The sequence below is a fragment of the Campylobacter concisus genome (assembly GCF_015229955.1).
GTDB classification, from domain to species: domain Bacteria; phylum Campylobacterota; class Campylobacteria; order Campylobacterales; family Campylobacteraceae; genus Campylobacter_A; species Campylobacter_A concisus_AT.
In genome coordinates this window covers 58,898-75,479 of sequence record NZ_JAAKYZ010000002.1, presented here as the reverse complement: position 1 = coordinate 75,479, position 16,582 = coordinate 58,898, and the positions used below count along the sequence as shown (strand labels likewise).

19 protein-coding genes and 1 tRNA gene are annotated in these 16,582 nt (G+C 36.0%); 10 read left to right on the top strand and 10 right to left on the bottom strand.

What is annotated here, in order from left to right; all coding sequences use genetic code 11:
- The first annotated feature begins 43 nt into the window (after positions 1-43).
- Positions 44-133: transfer RNA gene (locus tag G6W45_RS04695), tRNA-Ser, on the top strand.
- 412 nt (positions 134-545) lie between these two features.
- Here the strand turns inward: G6W45_RS04695 and frr are convergent.
- The 5 genes from frr to G6W45_RS04670 form a co-directional block, all read right to left on the bottom strand.
- Entirely contained in the window at positions 546-1,103 is a 558-nt protein-coding gene (gene frr, locus G6W45_RS04690) for a ribosome recycling factor (RefSeq protein ID WP_072595202.1), read from the bottom strand.
- The gene (locus G6W45_RS04685; protein WP_194167691.1) at positions 1,093-2,052 is read right to left on the bottom strand and encodes a polysaccharide deacetylase family protein; all 960 of its coding nucleotides are present in this window, start codon (positions 2,050-2,052) and stop codon (positions 1,093-1,095) included. Before G6W45_RS04685 ends, frr begins: the two co-directional genes overlap by 11 nt.
- 2 nt (positions 2,053-2,054) lie before the next feature.
- Positions 2,055-2,384, bottom strand: a complete 330-nt coding sequence (gene secG / locus G6W45_RS04680) for a preprotein translocase subunit SecG (RefSeq protein ID WP_194167690.1) — start codon at positions 2,382-2,384, stop codon at positions 2,055-2,057.
- A 66-nt stretch (positions 2,385-2,450) separates the two neighbouring features.
- Positions 2,451-2,834 (bottom strand): thiamine-phosphate pyrophosphorylase, encoded by a 384-nt coding sequence (locus G6W45_RS04675; RefSeq protein WP_194167689.1) that lies wholly within the window; start codon positions 2,832-2,834, stop codon positions 2,451-2,453.
- A complete protein-coding gene (locus G6W45_RS04670) occupies positions 2,827-3,525 on the bottom strand; it encodes a Bax inhibitor-1/YccA family protein (RefSeq protein WP_194167688.1) in 699 nt (232 codons plus the stop codon). Before G6W45_RS04670 ends, G6W45_RS04675 begins: the two co-directional genes overlap by 8 nt.
- 170 nt (positions 3,526-3,695) lie before the next feature.
- Here G6W45_RS04670 and G6W45_RS04665 point away from each other — a divergent pair, with 170 nt between their 5' ends.
- From G6W45_RS04665 to G6W45_RS04645, 5 genes are read left to right on the top strand one after another with little or no spacing between them, the layout of a single operon-like run.
- A complete protein-coding gene (locus G6W45_RS04665; protein ID WP_072595207.1) occupies positions 3,696-4,340 on the top strand; it encodes a carbonic anhydrase in 645 nt (214 codons plus the stop codon).
- Positions 4,333-6,177, top strand: a complete 1,845-nt coding sequence (locus G6W45_RS04660; RefSeq protein WP_194167687.1) for a mechanosensitive ion channel domain-containing protein — start codon at positions 4,333-4,335, stop codon at positions 6,175-6,177. Before G6W45_RS04665 ends, G6W45_RS04660 begins: the two co-directional genes overlap by 8 nt.
- Before the next feature lie 10 nt (positions 6,178-6,187).
- Positions 6,188-6,346, top strand: a complete 159-nt coding sequence (locus G6W45_RS04655; RefSeq protein ID WP_021091126.1) for a hypothetical protein — start codon at positions 6,188-6,190, stop codon at positions 6,344-6,346.
- Positions 6,347-6,392: 46 nt separating this feature from the next.
- Positions 6,393-7,472 carry a GGDEF domain-containing protein gene (locus tag G6W45_RS04650; RefSeq protein WP_242039061.1) on the top strand — a complete coding sequence of 360 codons (1,080 nt, stop codon included), beginning with the start codon at positions 6,393-6,395 and terminating at the stop codon, positions 7,470-7,472.
- Positions 7,465-8,517, top strand: a complete 1,053-nt coding sequence (locus tag G6W45_RS04645; protein ID WP_194167686.1) for a GGDEF domain-containing protein — start codon at positions 7,465-7,467, stop codon at positions 8,515-8,517. Before G6W45_RS04650 ends, G6W45_RS04645 begins: the two co-directional genes overlap by 8 nt.
- Positions 8,518-8,542: 25 nt before the next feature.
- On the opposite strand, the gene G6W45_RS04640 is transcribed toward G6W45_RS04645, so the two are convergent.
- The 3 genes from G6W45_RS04640 to G6W45_RS04630 are packed head-to-tail and all read right to left on the bottom strand — an operon-like array spanning position 8,543 to position 11,372.
- A complete protein-coding gene (locus G6W45_RS04640; RefSeq protein ID WP_194167685.1) occupies positions 8,543-9,826 on the bottom strand; it encodes a TRAP transporter large permease in 1,284 nt (427 codons plus the stop codon).
- 11 nt (positions 9,827-9,837) lie between these two features.
- Entirely contained in the window at positions 9,838-10,380 is a 543-nt protein-coding gene (locus G6W45_RS04635; RefSeq protein ID WP_103571352.1) for a TRAP transporter small permease, read from the bottom strand.
- The gene (locus G6W45_RS04630; RefSeq protein ID WP_002941552.1) at positions 10,380-11,372 is read right to left on the bottom strand and encodes a DctP family TRAP transporter solute-binding subunit; all 993 of its coding nucleotides are present in this window, start codon (positions 11,370-11,372) and stop codon (positions 10,380-10,382) included. The genes G6W45_RS04635 and G6W45_RS04630 overlap by 1 nt, the downstream gene beginning before the upstream one ends.
- A gap of 443 nt (positions 11,373-11,815) precedes the next feature.
- On the opposite strand from G6W45_RS04630, the gene sodB reads away from it, so the two are divergent.
- On the top strand, positions 11,816-12,433 hold the full coding sequence (gene sodB, locus G6W45_RS04625; RefSeq protein WP_107710082.1) for a superoxide dismutase [Fe]: 618 nt from the start codon (positions 11,816-11,818) through the stop codon (positions 12,431-12,433).
- Positions 12,434-12,613: 180 nt separating this feature from the next.
- Here sodB and G6W45_RS04620 read toward each other — a convergent pair whose 3' ends face one another.
- Both G6W45_RS04620 and G6W45_RS04615 read right to left on the bottom strand, forming a co-directional pair.
- On the bottom strand, positions 12,614-12,790 hold the full coding sequence (locus tag G6W45_RS04620) for a hypothetical protein (protein WP_159071037.1): 177 nt from the start codon (positions 12,788-12,790) through the stop codon (positions 12,614-12,616).
- A 148-nt stretch (positions 12,791-12,938) separates the two neighbouring features.
- Positions 12,939-14,105, bottom strand: a complete 1,167-nt coding sequence (locus G6W45_RS04615) for a MalY/PatB family protein (RefSeq protein WP_194167684.1) — start codon at positions 14,103-14,105, stop codon at positions 12,939-12,941.
- A 99-nt stretch (positions 14,106-14,204) separates the two neighbouring features.
- On the opposite strand from G6W45_RS04615, the gene G6W45_RS04610 reads away from it, so the two are divergent.
- The 3 genes from G6W45_RS04610 (at position 14,205) to tpx (ending at position 16,554) form a co-directional block, all read left to right on the top strand.
- Positions 14,205-14,660, top strand: coding sequence for a DIP1984 family protein (locus G6W45_RS04610; protein WP_103648366.1), 456 nt, complete (start codon positions 14,205-14,207; stop codon positions 14,658-14,660).
- Between the two features lie 217 nt (positions 14,661-14,877).
- Positions 14,878-16,020 carry a trans-sulfuration enzyme family protein gene (locus G6W45_RS04605; protein ID WP_194167683.1) on the top strand — a complete coding sequence of 381 codons (1,143 nt, stop codon included), beginning with the start codon at positions 14,878-14,880 and terminating at the stop codon, positions 16,018-16,020.
- A gap of 9 nt (positions 16,021-16,029) precedes the next feature.
- A complete protein-coding gene (tpx, locus tag G6W45_RS04600) occupies positions 16,030-16,554 on the top strand; it encodes a thiol peroxidase (protein WP_194167682.1) in 525 nt (174 codons plus the stop codon).
- Positions 16,555-16,582 lie beyond the last annotated feature (28 nt).

Here is a 16,582-nt window from a genome sequence, read left to right as displayed (position 1 = left end):
GTAAATTTTAAGCAAAGTTGGTTATAATCACAAATCTTTAATTCGGGAGATGGCTGAGCGGTCGAAAGCGGCGGTCTTGAAAACCGTTGAGGTGTGAAAGCCTCCTGGGGTTCGAATCCCTATCTCCCGGCCATACATCTAATTTATTATTCATAATGCCTATAAGAAAATTTTTATAAAAATTCAGTCCAAAATTTACTAGAACTAAAAATATCAGTAAATTTCTTATTTAAAGTAAGACATTGTAAGATAAGGAAAAGTTTAAGAGTTTTTATATTTTATTTTTAGCTGCCTTAAATTATTAAAACAATATTTGTAATACACATCCAAAATAAAAATTTAAATTAAAGCAATCCATGAAAATAGTTTAAAGACAAAGTAGTGGCTATGTTTTATGTAGTCTAGGTTCTATTTATATTTAATAGATAAAAGTGCAACAGACAAAAAATTAAACTACTTGCTAATAAATATTTTTTTGAAATATTATTTTGAGAGAATATCTAGCTACATAAAAGTAGCTAGATAAGGAAAAATTTCTAAAAATTTTAGATTTTTAAAAGCTCGGCTTCTTTTTCTTTTACAAGAGTATCGATTTTTGCAGTGTAGGTGTCAGTTATCTTTTGAACCTCATCCTGCCCCTTTTTACTCTCATCCTCAGTTATAGCTTTGTCTTTTTCAAGTTTTTTTACTTCATCATTTGCATCTTTTCTTACGTTTCTTATACTAACTTTGGCTTTTTCTCCCATTGATTTTGCATGTTTTGCATTTTCTTGGCGTTGCTCGACGGTCATAGGTGGAAAAAATAGCTTGACACTCTCACCATCACTATTTGGATTGACGCCGATATTTGCTGCTTGGATAGCTGAAGAGATCGCTTTTATCATGCTCTTTTCCCAAGGTGTAATAGCAATAGTTGAAGCATCGCTTGTAAGCACAGTGGCCACTTGGTTGAGCGGAGTTGGCGAACCATAATAATCAACCATTACATGATCTACAATATTAATGTTTACCTTACCCGTTCTAAGCGTTGTAAAGTCACGTTTTAATGAAGCTATTGCTTTTTCGCAGCCTTCTTTTTGTGTTTCGTAAATTTTATTTAGCATTGATGTCCTTTATTAGAAGTTTTGTACTTCGTTGATGATCTACTTTTAGTGATATTAAAACTTTGCGTTTATCGAGAGGGGGGTTAAATTTACATTCAAAAACACCATTTGTCATAGGTACTTTTTTAAAGCCATTAAAGCCAGTCATAAAAAAACTACCTTCACTAGCATTTGTATCGGTTTTGATGATTAGCTTGTCGATCGCATTATTTTGCGGATAGCCCTCTGGAAATATCCACTGGGCATTTAGAAATTTACTATTAAATGTTAGTGCTATTTTGGTACCGTTCATTACTGGTGTTCTATAGAGATCGTAAACATCACTCTTGTCTGAAACCGCACCTGAGTTTTGATTTAAAAGGGCTAAAAAGCCAAATTCTTTTGCCAAAGAGACAACTCTGTTATCGATCTCGCCGTATGGTACCGCGAAATATTTTGGCTTATAACCCATGTGCTTTTCAAAGGTCTCTACGCCTTTTTGAAAATCCTCCCTTAATGCCTCATCGCTAAGCTTTGTCATTCTTGGATGAGCGTACGAGTGGTACCCAATCTCGCCATAAGCCTCAAGTTCTTTAATCTGATCAAAATCTAAATAATCGCCATATTTATTTGCACTGGCTTCCACATAAAGCATTAGTGCAAATGGATAGTTATACTCTTTAAATACACTAAGGGCCTTGTCATAGAAACTTTTATAACCATCATCTACAGTGATGACGATCCAGTTATCAGGTATTTTTTCGCCAGCATTTACAGCATCGACTAGCTTTGAGAGTTTAACGACTTCATAGCCATTATTTTTGAAATATTCAAACTGCTCTCTTAAATTTTTAATAGAAATATCAGTGCTTGTATGTCTTGGATCATCAAAGCGATGATAGACTAAAATATGAGCGTCTGCTAAAGCAAATGTTAGCGTCAAAAATGACGCTAAAAGTGTTTTTATCATTGTTATTTTGCTGGAGTTTGTGGTGCACTAGGAGCTGATGGTACGTCGTTTGACTTTGGTATGACTAGAGATTTACTATCGAAGCTATCAACGATAGAGCGTTTTAGATCTTTATTGTAGAAGTATCCAAGTGCAAGTGTATTTAAGATAAATAAAATACCTACGATAAAAGTAAATTTAGCTAAAAATCCAGCTGGTCCTTTTGCTCCAAAAAGACTCTCGTTACTTCCGCTATATGCCCCAAGTCCGATAGATGAGCTTTTTTGAAGTAAAACAGCGATAGTTATGATGACAGCTAGAGCAAACTGTAAGATCAAAAATATTAAACTCACGAAATTTCCTTTAAATTTTTAAAAATAATTGGTTGCGATTATACAAGAAAAGATTTAAATTTTTAGTTAAAGTTCTTTTTCAAGCTCATAAAGCTCGTATCTTATGCTTTTAAAAAGCTCGGCTTGTTCTAAATTTATGAGCTTAAAGCACTCTTCAAGCACGCGAGCACTCTCCTGGGCGCGCTTGAAATTTGCAGTGATTATCTCGTCTAAATTTTCTCTAGCTTGTTCGCTTTTCGTGCTAGTTTTTAAGACATCATTTTGAGAATTTCTAAATTTTAAAAATTCTTTTTGTGGGATCTTTGCTTTGTGGCGGAGGGATTTTATTTTGTAGGCGAGCTTAGCGTCATCAAAGACATATCTTTTTATATCTTCAACGACACGAAGCCCTTCTTTTAGCCTATTTAGATTCGCATCTATTACTCGGTAGATGCGCTCATCTTTAGTCATTTCTATTAAAAATTCCTAAAATTTGTAGTAATGATGTAAATAGATTTACAAAATCAAGATACAAAGCAACTGCGCCTTCAACTGGAGTTTCGTAGTTTCCACGGATAATATTTTGCGTATCAAAAAGTATATATGCGCTAAATAAGATCGATGAAATACTTGCGATTACAAGTTGAAACATTGTGCTTTTAACAAAGATATTAATAATAGCTGCTGCAACGATAACAATTAAGGTTATGAACAACATTTTACCCATTGTTGTAAAGTTACGTTTTGTATTCATTGCAAAGACACTTAACGCACCAAAAGCAACTGTTGTTAGTCCAAATGCTTGAGCTACAATACCAGCTCCACTTGGCATAGCCAAGATCGCTGAAAGTAGCGGAGTTAGCGTAAGGCCACTTATGAAAGTAAACGCAAATAGAAGTATTAAATTTAATCCCTCTTTGCGTTTAGCTGCCATTAAGCCAAAAAGTAGTGCAAACTCGACTATTACAAGTCCCCAGAACAAAAATCTATTTGCCGCAAAAACGCCAGCTATGCTAATACCTACATAAGCGCCAGCTGTTGCTGAAAGTAGTGATGCTGCAAAAAGTTGATAAGTTTGTTTTATAAAAGTGCTTAGTGAGCTTTGAGAGTACGCAAGTTCTTCTTGATTTTGTTTTGCGTAGTTCCTATCATACAGACTCATTTTATCTCCTTATGAATTTTTGAATGAGTTTAGCCTAAAATAATTAAACAATGAATAAAAAGAATTTTAACAAATTATATTAGTTAAAAATTTATATGTTAAAGTATTTTTTAGATTAAATAAAAGTTGCTATAATCGCGTAAAAATATAAAAAATGGAGATAAATTTCTATGGATGACTCGCTACTTGAAGGTGCGGTAAAATTTATGGAAGATGGCTTTTTAGAGCATGAAGAGCTCTTTAAAAGTCTACAAAATAGACAAGACCCGCATACCCTTTTTATATCCTGTGTTGATTCAAGAGTAGTACCGAATTTGATAACAAACTGCCTTCCAGGCGAGCTTTTTATGGTGCGAAATATTGCAAACATCGTGCCACCTTATAGAGTGAGCGAGGAATTTTTGGCAACGACTTCGGCTATCGAATATGCATTAGAGCTTTTAAATATCAAAAATATCATTATTTGCGGGCACTCTGACTGCGGCGGATGTGCAGCGCTTTATATGGATGAAAAAAAGCTCAAGACCACGCCAAATGTTAGAAATTGGATAAAGCTAATAGAGCCGATCAAGCGAGAAGTGCTTAAATTTACAAGCGACGATCCAGCAAAAATGGCGTGGCTAACTGAGAGATTAAATGTGATAAATTCGATCGAAAATATAATGACTTATCCAAATGTAAAAGAGGAGTATGAAAGAGGAAACCTTCAAATTTATGGCTGGCACTACATTATAGAAACCGGTGAAATTTTTAGCTACGATTTAAAAGAGGGCACATTCAAACTTTTAGCAGATAAAAGGGGTGAAAATGCGTAAAATTTTAACAATCGTCTTGCTCTCATTTATAATGCTTTTTGGTGCTGAAAATAATAAAACTCAAGAAGAAAATATACTAAGCCTAACAAATCAAATTTTAACTTTAAATAATCAAATCCAAATCATAAAAGCACAGCAAAAAGATACAAACTCAACAAAAGCTGATAATTCAAATTTAGCTGGACTTCAAAAGAAAAAAAATGACCTTTTGGAAAAAATTCCACTATATGTTATGCAGATTGAAGTAACTCAAAACGATATTGATAAATTTATTTTGCAAAAAAATAATTTAGAAAAAAAAGTAGCTAAATTAGAGAAGCAATTAAACAAAGATGCTTACGTTCAAAGTGCTATTGAGCTTGAGAAAATGAAGATAGATTATGCATATTTCTCAGCTTTAATTAATCTTGAAGAAATATTTAAAAAAGGCGCTAAAGCAAACTCTATAAAAGAGGTGATAGATAACGGACTTTTAAATTTACAAACAAATTCTTACGTCAGTATAAAAGAGCTAAAAGATTCTCTAAATGAGACTTCAAGCTCTTACGATAACGCATTTGCCGAGCTTGATTTAAAAAAAGAGACTGATGAGGAAATTTTAATCTATCTTAAAAACAATGCCGATCTTCTAAGCTCAAGCATGATCTTATCAGAGCTAAATTTAGTCGATACGGTCGAATATATAAATAAGCTAACTTCTATAAATTCGACAAAATTTAACGTTGGTAAGATCGTAGTTATAATCGTAGTATTTTTATTTTTTGTCTCACTTACAAGAATTCTTGCCAAACTCACATACTGGCTTATGTCACTCATTGCATCAGGCGAAGGCGTAAAGGAGGCAAAGGATCAGATAGTAGATATCGTTAAAAAGCCTATCTCTGCACTTCTTATCATTTATGCGCTAAATATTTGTATCGGTGTTGGCTTTTATCCAGTGCCAGTGCCACTAACTCTAGCAAATATATTCTCGATCGTCTATATAGTCGCATTTTCATGGCTTGTTTTAACTATCCTAAATGGTTATGGCATAGTAATAATCGATAAAATCGCACAAAAGAGTAGACGAAAAGAGGTCGTAAATTTAGTTTTAAAAGTAGTCTATGTAATTGTATTAATAATCGCACTTTTACTAATTCTTCAAAAGCTTGGCTTTGATATATCAGCGCTCATAGCTTCACTTGGTATCGGTGGTCTTGCTGTTGCTTTTGCGGCAAAAGATATCATCGCAAACTTCTTTGCTTCTGTTATGATGCTTTTTGATAATTCATTTTCGCAAGGTGATTGGATAGTTTGTGGTGATATAGAAGGTACTGTCGTTGAGGTTGGCTTTAGAAAGACGACTATCAGAAGTTTTGATAATGCTTTAATCTTTGTGCCAAACTCAAAACTAGCAAGTGATCCTGTTAGAAACTGGAGTAGAAGAAAAGTTGGTAGACGTATTAGAATGCTAATTGGCATTGAGTATGGAGCGACAACTGATGAGATTAAAAAATGTGTAGATGACATAAAAACTATGTTGATAAATCATCCAGATATTGCCAAAAGTGAGGATATAACAGCAAAGAAAAAAGGGCTAAAATATAGACAAAGTATAGTTTCGGTTGATGATTATGCTGGATATAAATCAAATTTATTTGTCGTGGTTGATGATTTTGCAGATAGCTCGATAAATATCTTAGTTTATTGTTTTGCAAAGACTATCGTTTGGGGAGAATTTCTAGATGTCAAACAAGATGTAATGCTAAAGATTATGGATATTTTAAAGCAAAATGGTCTAAATTTCGCATTCCCAAGCCAAAGCTTGTATATTGAAAGTATCAAAGATAAAATTTAAGGAGAAAACAATGAGTGATGATTTTGACTATGAAGAAGTAGAAGAAGACTACTCTGAATTTAATGACGATGAGGACGATAGTAGCGATAGTTATGACTATAATTACGATGAAAATGACTACAACTACGAAGATAGTGACGAGGATGAGGATAGTTACGACTCTTATTAAAAATACTTAATGAAATTTAATGGAATAAATTTACAGGGAGTTTTGTTTGACACACGATTTTGTAGATCAAAGTAGTTATAAAGCGATCGATGATATCTATAAAACGATATTAGACGTTATGATAGCTGCAAATGCACTATCTTTGTTGCTTTTTATGATCATAGCTACACCACTACTTTTTATGTGCTTATTATTTATAGCAGCTGGTATATTGCTTAGAATAAAATTTGACATAAAATATAGAGTATTAATATCTCTTGCATTTCACCTAAATATCATATTACTTGTTACTATTATTGTTACTACTATGGGTTGGAATACTGGAATTTGGATAATACTCGTTGGTGTAATTTTTATAAACTACTTCCTAGCGTTTGATTCAAAGAGTCTTACTTATATAATGGCATTTTTAGAATTAATCTTGCTTATACTTCTTTATTTTATTCACAAAGATGAGGCACCGCTGATCCCATCGGCTATACGAGGGGCGATAGTTATATGCAGTATTGTTTTTGCTTTTTTTATTGTTTTAAGACTTTCAATGTTTGCAGATATCATCACTTCTAGTGGATATCAGCAAATAAGAAAAGAGACGGAAGAGCTTGAAAAGGACTCAAAGCATGATTTTTTAACGGGGCTTTTAAATAGAAGAATAATAGAAAAAACTTTAAGATTTGAACTAGTTGCTAATAAGGAAAGAAGTGGTAATACAAATTTAGTCATAATGCTAGGTGATATTGATAATTTTAAAAAAATAAACGATACATATGGGCATGACTGTGGCGATGAGGTCTTAAAAGATGTAGCCAGTGCTTTGAAGAAATCATTTAGAGGTAAAGACTATGTTTGCCGCTGGGGCGGAGAAGAATTTTTGATAATCTTGCCCGATACAAAGATAGAATTTATCCACGAAGTGAGCAAAAGACTTAAAAAACAGATAAACAACGCAAAACTTCCAGATAAAACTCCAGTTACTATGACCTTTGGCATGCTAATATGTGCAAATGGTATTGAGGTGGATTTTGAGCAAGCCATAACTTTAGTAGATAAGCTGCTTTACGAAGGCAAGCAAAATGGCAAAGACCGCATCGAATTAGAAATTTTAAAAAAGGGCTCGGATGCGTAGAATTTCACTCTATACGGCTCAAAAAATTATCATATTTTCAATATTATTAACTCATGTCTGTTATTTTTTTATCTTTTTATTTATGAAAGAAGAAATTCTAGCAGTTACGAATGTATTTTCAGTAGCAACCTATCTTTTTCTTTTAAGGCTTATTTATGATAGCCCTGAAAATAACAAGATAACAATGGTAATAGTCCAGCTTGAAATTTTATTTCATGCATTAGTTTGTATGCTGACACTTGGATGGGGATACGGATTTGGGTTATTGTTTTTAGCATCGTCGCTAATACTATTTTTTACGTCATTTACCTATAAATTTTTTAACTACATAATAGTTGCAACGCAAATAATTTTATCCATAGTCTGCTATATATATTTAGATGGCCAGCCTGTAAAAGATTTTGACGGCTTTAAAGATCTACTTTTTGTTTTTAACTTAAGTATGGTTTGCGTATTTTCGGTTATCGTTTCGTACCTTTTGGAAAGCTCAAATTTATTTATATTTTTAAGCATCTTAGAGGAAAAAGAGATGGCTGAAAATATCTTAAATCACGATCCATTAACAGGACTTTTAAATCGTACTTCGATGCAGAAAATTTTAAGTCAAAACGATCTTTATAAAAATAGGGACTTTGCTATCGTTATGTGCGATATTGATAACTTTAAAAAGATAAATGATACCTATGGACACGGCGCAGGAGATGCTGTTTTAAAAAGCTTATCAGGCATATTTAAAAATACATTTAGAGATAAAGATAGAGTAGCTAGATTTGGCGGAGAAGAATTTTTAGCAGTCGTCTTGGGTGTAAAAAAAGATGTAGCTGTAAGTATCGTAGAGCGCGTAAGAGAGACTCTTAATAAAAACATAGTTGAGTTTGAAAATATAAAAATAAATGCAACTATGACATTTGGAGTTGTTGCACATGATGGCGCAGGTGAGTTTAGTATAGAAAAAATGATCAAGCAAGCTGACGAGTTACTTTATGTCGGTAAGAGAAATGGTAAAAATATCGTTATGAGTGCGGATTACGATCCAAAAGGATAAATTTAGAGGCCTAAGCCTCTAAATTTTAATGTCCATACATTATGTTTGGTAGCCAAAGTGAAATTTGCGGTATATAAGTAACCAAGATAAGGCCAAAGAACAAGGTTAGCGTCCATGGCAAGCACGCCACAATGACCTCTTTTAAGTTCATATTTGTAAGACCGCTTGCGACAAATAAATTTAGTCCAACAGGCGGAGTGACCATACCTATCTCCATATTTACAACCAAGATGATACCAAAGTGAATAGGATCAACGCCTAGTTGCGTAGCTATCGGAAGCAAGAGCGGCACCATGATCATGATAACGCTTGAAGGCTCCATAAACTGACCCATGATAAAGAGCAAGATATTTACAAATATCAAGAACCCTATCATGCCGATATTTGCATCAAGTATCATAGAAGCGATCGCTTGAGGGATCTGCTCGCTAGTTAGCAAATATGCAAAAACAACGGCGTTTGCGATGATGAAAAATATCATAGCTGTTGTAAGGGCTGAGTCTAGGCAGATATCCCAAAGATCTTTTATCTTTATATCTCTATAGATAAAAAGCGAGATAAATAGCGCATAGACCGCACTTGCCGCAGCAGCTTCAGTCGGAGTGAATATGCCTCCATAAATTCCGCCAATAACCACAACGACGATTAGTAAAGCCCAAAATGCTTTTGCAAATTTCTGCACTCTTGCTTTAAGTGGCTCAGCCTTAGTCGCTTTAAATCCAAGCTTTTTTGCTCCGACATAAGTTTGAACTAACATAAAAGCACCAAGCATAAGACCTGGCACGACGCCCGCCATAAAGAGCTTACCGATACTAACCTCAGCAGTTACGCCATAAACTATCATAACAACCGAAGGTGGGATCAAAATTCCAAGCGAGCCAGCCGTAGTTATGCCGCCCACTGCGTACTCTTTTGGATAGCCAGCCTCTTTTATCGCTGCAAACATAATTGAACCAATAGCCACAACCGTTGCAGGTGAGCTTCCAGAGACCGCTGCAAAGATTATGCAGGCAAATATCGCACTCATAGGCAAGCCGCCTGGCAAGTGCCCAACCATAGACTTTGCAAAGTCGATGATACGCCTTGCTGAGCCGCCTTTGCTTAGTAAATTTCCAGCCAAGATAAACATCGGGATCGCCATTAGCGAAAATTTATTGATACCATCAAATATGAGCTGCGGGATCGTAGCGATGTCGATATCTGTAAAAAATATCATCGTTAAAACGGTGCTTGTGCCTAGCGAAACCGCGACTGGCACGCCTATTAGCATAAGTGCAAAAAGCAGGATAAATAAAAATGCTATTGTCATCTTTTTTCTCCTTAGTCTTTGACTACGCTACCATGAGCTAGCTCGTGCGCTTCGTTGCTTACGACCTTTGCTGCAGGAGTTAGAGCTACTTTGATAGCCTTTTCAGCCGAGCGGTAGCTAGCTGTGACAAAGGCTATTGGAAGCACTAGCATAGGGACCCATTGAGGTATGCCAAGGTCTATTATCATCTGCTCGATCTCGTGCAAAATTTTAAGATAATCCACCGAATAAACCGCGATAAATATCAAAAAGACAGTCGTTAAGATGTGCGAAAAGAGCAGGCATGCCTTCGCGAGCGCTGGTGGAAATTTCTCCACCAAGATAGTTACGCTCACGTGGATGCCCTTGTTAAAGCCATACGCTGCGGCAAAAAACGCCGACCATATAAATAAGTAGTTTGATAGCTCGCTCGCCCATGACCAGCTTTTGTCAAAAAAATATCTAGCCATGACGTTAGCAAAGGCTAGTAGCGTTCCACTAGCTAGCCCTAAAACGGCGATAGTCTTATTGAGCGAGACTATCAATATATCAAGAGCGTTAATGAAATTTTTCATTATTTTGTCTCGATTGTTTTTTCTATAAGCTCTTTGCCGATGACATCGTAAAATTTAGGATAGATAGCCTGCATAGTCTTCTCCCACTCAGCTTTTTGTGCGTCGTCTATCTTGAAAATTTCTAGCTTTTTAGTCTCTGCTATATATTTTTCAAGCTCGGCTATGACATGAGCGTCCTCTTTAGCTGTCTCTTCTCTCTCGTAAGCTGTAGCCTCGCTTAGAGCTTGTTTTACATTTGCTTTTAGATCATCTGGTAGTTTGTTCCAAAATTTATCACTCATAACGACTAGATAGCCTAGATATCCGTGGTGTGAAAGCGTAAGCGAGCTTTGAACCTCGTGAAATTTAGAGTTATAGAAATTTGATAGTGGGTTTTCGGTCGCATCAACTACGCCTTGTTGAAGCGCAGAATAAACCTCTGAAAATGGCAGAACTTGTGGGTTGCCACCGATCGCTTTGATCTGCTCTTCAAGCACTTTTGAGCTTTGAATTCTAAATTTTTGTCCTTTTGCATCTTCTGGCACAAGGATCGGTTTTTTGCTCGAGCTAAAGTGCTTAAATCCCGCATCCCAGTAATCAAGCGCTACAAAGCCTTTTTTAGTCACAAGGCCTTTTAGCTCCTCGCCAACTGCGCCATCTTGAACCTTGTGAAGGTGGTCTGCATCTTTAAAGATGAAAGGCAGGTCAAATAGCTGAAACTGCGGCACGATAGGTGTAAATTTAGAAAAACTTGGAGCTGCCATTTGAACGTTGCCAAGTTTTAGCGCACCAAAAACTCTATCGTCATCAAGTAGCTGCGCTGATGGGAAGACTTGAACTTTTATCTTGCCGCCACTTAGCTCTTCAGCACGCTTTGCAAAAAAGTCAGCTGCCTTGCCCTTTGGCGTAGAAGCTGCGACAACGTGAGCAAATTTGATCGTATAGACCTTATCAGCACCAAATGCTAAGCCACTGATGGCACAAGTGAAAAGTAAAGCTTGTAAGAATTTCATCTTTTATCCTTTGTAATGGTTTTGTTAAACGCATTATAAATTTCAAAAATAAAAATTTAGAAATTTTGTTTCGTAAATTCACAGTTGTTTATTTTTATATGTGTATTTTAGTAACAAATATGCTTTTAAAAGCTAATTTATATTTTCAAAAAATTTTTATAATTTTTCTATAACTAAACTTTTAAAGTATATTTGTTACTTTTTTACACATAAAATTTATTTTATTTTTACTTTTAATAAATTTTTTGAATCTATTTAACCAAATGCACGGGATATTTTGCTCTAAGTTTGCTTTTTCATAAGCTTAAAAGCCAGCCAAAAAATGTAAGTTTAGGTTTGCTTAAATTTAGCCTATATTTTGCGGCTAAATTTAAAAGATTTTTATTTATTAATTTTTTATGGCTATAATACGAAACAACAAATTTTATTATTAAGGAATTATTATGTTTGAACTTAGAAAACTTCCATTTGATGCAAATAGCAATGCAGTAGTTAGCGCAAAAACCTGTGAATACCACTATGGCAAGCATCATGCAACTTACGTAGCAAATTTAAACAATCTTATAAAAGATACAAAATTTGCTAACGCATCTTTTTATGAAATTCTAACAAATAGCGAAGGTGGGCTTTATAACAACGTTGCTCAAGTTTACAACCACGACTTTTACTGGGACTGCATCGCTAAAAAAAGCAAGATGTCAAGCGAGCTAAAAGCTGCGATCGAAGCAAATTTTGCAAATTTCAAAGAGGAATTTTTAAAAGCAGCTACAACGCTTTTTGGCTCAGGCTGGGCGTGGCTTGTATTTGATCCAAGCAGTAAAAAGCTAGAGATCATACAAACTAGCAACGCAAAAACTCCAGTGAGCGACGGCAAAGTACCACTTCTAGTCGTTGATGTTTGGGAGCATGCTTACTACATCGACAACTTCAACGCTCGCCCAAAATACCTAGAGACTTTTTATGAGAACATAAACTGGGAATTTATAAGCAAAGCTTACGAGTGGGCACTAAAAGAGGGTCTTGGCTCAGTTGAGTTTTACACAAAAGAGCTTCATAAATAATATCTGGCGGGGCTTTCCCGCCTTTAAATTTCTACTTTTATCTAAATTTTTAAAGTCATCAAATTTATCAGCAAGAACTACCTTGTTTTAAAAGAAAGTGTAACTTCAAAAATGGCTCAAGATTTTGTTTTAGCAAACAAATTTCTCTTAAATTTAAAGCCAGTGTGAGTTATCTCAACTTCAAATTTCTACTTTGTTGAAAATTTTAAAGCCACTGCTAAATTTACAAGCTATGGGCATAGAATTTACCACTTCAAAAAGGCATAAAACGCTCGCTTTTATCGGTCTGCTACATTGTGGTTGGGCGGTTTTTGTACTTAAATTTAAAGCAACCAAATAAAAACTAGTGTAGGTCATCTTGCCTTTAAATTTATCAGCAAAACTTGATTTGATGTTAAAAAATGGTGGTGGGGGGCAATGTTCACTGTTTCAAAAATGCCCCGAGCTGTATTAATTAGGCAAGGGTAGCTTAAATTTCAAAGCCACCCAGCCAAATTTACTCAATTTATCTTTTTGAAGTGTATAAATTTATGCCATTTTGTAAGCGTTTTAGCCCTTCAAGCACTCTGACTCTTTGGGTTGCGATATTCATACGGAGGAAAAATCTATCTCCTCTGTAAGCATTGCCATCATTTAGCCAAAGTCCAGCTTTATCACGCAAGAAATTCATAAAGTCACTCGAATCCTCGCAAAACGCGCTGCAATCAAGCCACAAAAGATAAGTCGCATTTGAAGGTAGAAGCTTTACTGGTAAATTTTGCTCTTTTATAAAATTTATAACGATTTTTTTGTTTTCAAAGAGATACTCCCTAAGCTCATCAAGCCATGTTTGACTATCGTTAAATGCCGCTATTGTCGCAGTTATTGCAAATGCGTTTGCCTCACCTATCTCATCATAATTTACAGCCGCATTTATTCTGGCACGTATCTGTTTATTTGGTGTGACGATGGCTGAGCTTTGAAGTCCTGCGATATTAAAGGCCTTTGTAGGCGAGATGCACGTGATTGAGTTATTTTTGCACTCCTCGCTAACGCTGATAAATGGCACGTAGCTTAGACCAGGATCAGTTATATCGCAGTGAATTTCATCGCTGATAACCAAAACATCATGTTTGTAGCAAAGCTCGCCTATTTTTTTAAGCGTCTCTTTGTCCCAAATTTTTCCTATTGGATTGTGAGGATTGCAAAGAAGCATCATAGTTGTTAGCGGCTGCGCTAGCTTTGCTTCAAGGTCTTCAAAATCAATCTCATAAGAGCCATCTTTATAGACAAGGTCATTTGATAAAATTTCACGACCATTATTTTTAATGCAGTTAAAAAATACGTGATATACGGGAGCTTGAACTAAAATTTGATCTCCTGGATTACTAAATCTTCTAATCGCAGTAGAAATCGCTGGTATAACACCAGTGCAAAAGCACATCCAATCGTTTTCAAAGCTAACATCATGACGCCTTTTCCACCAGCCTTTAATCGCTTCGTTCCACTCTTTTGGGATAAATGAGTAGCCAAAGACGCCATTATCAAGACGCTTTTGTAGGGCATTTAAAATTTCAGGTGCAGCCTTAAAATCCATATCAGCAACCCACATTGGCAAAACATCGTTTTTCATTCGCCACTTCGATGAGTTGGTGCCATCTCTGCTAATAAGCGTATCAAAATCGTACTTCATAGCTTTTCCTTAAAATAAAATTTTAAATCAATTATAACCCAAAAGATACTAATATAATTTGAAATTTTCTCTCAATTTAATATTTCAAAAGGAAAAATAATGAAATTAGCTCAGGCTCTCATTTTAAGAGCTGATACACAAAAACGTTTAGAGCAGCTAAAAGGTAGGTTACTCGATAATGCAAAAATGCAAGAAAATGAAAGACCTAGCGAAGATCCAAAGCTTCTTTTAAAAGAACTTGATAGACTAAGCGATGAGCTGTTTAGACTGATCTTAGCTATAAATTTAACAAACTCAAGTGCAAAATTTGAAGGCGTGAGTCTAACTGAAATGATCGCTAAAAAAGATACGCTAAGCCAAAAAGCAAGCGTGCTTAGGGAATTTGCCAAAAGTGCAAGCCAAAAGGTCGATCTTTACTCAAATAGTGAGATAAAAATTTTAAGTAGTGTTGATGTGGCCACGCTCCAAAAGCAAATAGACGAGCTTTCTAAAGAGATCAGAGAGCTAGATATGAAGCTACAAGAGGCAAACTGGCAAGTTGATCTTGTAGAGTAAAATTTATGGTGGAAATGTAGCTAAAGGCGAGTAAAAAGAAAAATTTATTAGGCTTGCGGGGAGAGAGCAAAAGCTTAAATTTATCCCAGCAATTTAAAAAATGTATTCTTAAAAATAAATGTTACTACCACTTACTGATTTAGCTACGTTTTGGGTGGGTTTGGGGAAGATTAATCTTTATCATGTAAAATTTCGTAAATTTTTAAAAAGGAAATTTATGAAACTAGACACTCTAATCGTAAAAGGCATCGAAGCTAAAAACAACCCAAACAAAGCGGTCGTTCCGCCAGTATTTTTAGCTAGCACCTTCGTGCAAGATGACCTTGAAAATTTTCAAGAATTTGCCTACTCACGTGGCAACAACCCTACGAAAAAGGTATTTGATGATATCTTTGCTAAAGTTGAAGGTAGCAAATACGCATTTAGTTTTGGCTCAGGCATGGCAGCAACAGCAGCTGCACTTAGCCTTATCAAAACAGGGCAAAAAGTCCTGCTAAATAGCAACGTCTATGGCGGCACATATAGATATGTCACGACTGTTTTTGAAAGCCACGGCATAAAGAGCGAATTTATAGATGATCTAAATTTTTTAAGCGAAGATGATATAAGTGAGGATGTGGCAGCCATCTTCATCGAAACTCCCTCAAATCCTCTCCTAAGAGTGACTGATATCGCTAGAATTTCAAAGATCGCTCACAAAAAGGGCGCTCTAGTCATCGTGGATAACACATTTTTGACGCCTTACTATCAAAAAGTGCTTGAGCACGGAGCTGACATCGTGGTTTATAGCGCTACAAAGTATATCGGCGGACACGCTGACGTGATCGCTGGTATCGTAACGCTAAACGACGATGCTTTAGCTGAAAAGATAAAATTTGCCAAAAACACACTTGGTGGCATCATCAGCCCGATGGATGCATACTACCTAATACGTGGGCTTAAAACGCTTAGCATTAGGTTTGACAGACAAACGCAAAATACCCATAAAATCATCAAATTTTTAGAGAATAATGACGCCGTTAGCGTGGTGCATTTCCCTGGCTCATATAGCGAGCAAGAGGCCAAGATGCAAGCGGCTCAAGCAAGCGATATCGGCGCTCTTATCTCATTTGAGCTTGATGAAAAATATGATGTAAATAAATTTGTAAAAGCGCTAGAAATTTTTGATCTAGCAGTGAGCCTTGGTGGCGTAGAGAGCCTTATCTGCAGGCCTGCTACGATGACGCACGAGGCATATCCAAAAGAGTTGCTAGACAAGATCGGCATAAAGCAAAATTTGCTTCGCCTAGCCATAGGCATCGAAAACGTCGATGATCTAATAGCCGACCTTGATCAAGCGTTTAAAAAAGCTAAAAAATAAGGAGAAATCATGACAACTACAAAATTTAAAGGTAGTGAGGTAAATTTAAGCGGAAATGAGCTATTTGTCGGCTCTTATGCACCTGAAGCCAGAGTAGTAGCGCAAGATCTTAGCGAATTTAGCGTGGGCGGAAATAACGGCATAGAGGTGCTTGTCTGCTTGCCTTCACTAGATACTGGCGTTTGCGCAGCAGAAGCACGTAAATTTAATGAAAAAGTCGCTGGCAAACACGGCGTAAAACTTAGCATCATCTCAAACGACCTGCCATTTGCGATGGGGAGATTTTGCACGACTGAGGGCATAACAAACCTGCGTGTTGGTAGCGACTTTAGATACGGAGAATTTGCCCAAAACTACGGCATGCTGATGAGTGATGGGGCGCTAAAAGGCTTGCTTGCAAGAGCGGTCTTTGTCATCAAAGATGGTGTAATCATTCACAAACAAATCGTTCCTGAAGTGACAGAAGAGCCAAACTACGATGCAGTATTTGATGCTATTAAAAGTAGCGGTAGTTGCGGTTGTGGCTGCCATTAAAAAAGGCGTTATCTAAGCATCTATTTGA

Coding starts and splice junctions, on each gene's coding strand:
- frr (WP_072595202.1), bottom strand. CDS start 1,103: ATGCTAAATAAAATTTACGAAACACAAAAAGAAGGCTGCGAAAAAGCA.
- G6W45_RS04685 (WP_194167691.1), bottom strand. CDS start 2,052: ATGATAAAAACACTTTTAGCGTCATTTTTGACGCTAACATTTGCTTTA.
- G6W45_RS04675 (WP_194167689.1), bottom strand. CDS start 2,834: ATGACTAAAGATGAGCGCATCTACCGAGTAATAGATGCGAATCTAAAT.
- G6W45_RS04670 (WP_194167688.1), bottom strand. CDS start 3,525: ATGAGTCTGTATGATAGGAACTACGCAAAACAAAATCAAGAAGAACTT.
- G6W45_RS04665 (WP_072595207.1), top strand. CDS start 3,696: ATGGATGACTCGCTACTTGAAGGTGCGGTAAAATTTATGGAAGATGGC.
- G6W45_RS04660 (WP_194167687.1), top strand. CDS start 4,333: ATGCGTAAAATTTTAACAATCGTCTTGCTCTCATTTATAATGCTTTTT.
- G6W45_RS04655 (WP_021091126.1), top strand. CDS start 6,188: ATGAGTGATGATTTTGACTATGAAGAAGTAGAAGAAGACTACTCTGAA.
- G6W45_RS04645 (WP_194167686.1), top strand. CDS start 7,465: ATGCGTAGAATTTCACTCTATACGGCTCAAAAAATTATCATATTTTCA.
- G6W45_RS04640 (WP_194167685.1), bottom strand. CDS start 9,826: ATGACAATAGCATTTTTATTTATCCTGCTTTTTGCACTTATGCTAATA.
- G6W45_RS04635 (WP_103571352.1), bottom strand. CDS start 10,380: ATGAAAAATTTCATTAACGCTCTTGATATATTGATAGTCTCGCTCAAT.
- G6W45_RS04630 (WP_002941552.1), bottom strand. CDS start 11,372: ATGAAATTCTTACAAGCTTTACTTTTCACTTGTGCCATCAGTGGCTTA.
- sodB (WP_107710082.1), top strand. CDS start 11,816: ATGTTTGAACTTAGAAAACTTCCATTTGATGCAAATAGCAATGCAGTA.
- G6W45_RS04620 (WP_159071037.1), bottom strand. CDS start 12,790: ATGACCTACACTAGTTTTTATTTGGTTGCTTTAAATTTAAGTACAAAA.
- G6W45_RS04615 (WP_194167684.1), bottom strand. CDS start 14,105: ATGAAGTACGATTTTGATACGCTTATTAGCAGAGATGGCACCAACTCA.
- G6W45_RS04610 (WP_103648366.1), top strand. CDS start 14,205: ATGAAATTAGCTCAGGCTCTCATTTTAAGAGCTGATACACAAAAACGT.
- G6W45_RS04605 (WP_194167683.1), top strand. CDS start 14,878: ATGAAACTAGACACTCTAATCGTAAAAGGCATCGAAGCTAAAAACAAC.
- tpx (WP_194167682.1), top strand. CDS start 16,030: ATGACAACTACAAAATTTAAAGGTAGTGAGGTAAATTTAAGCGGAAAT.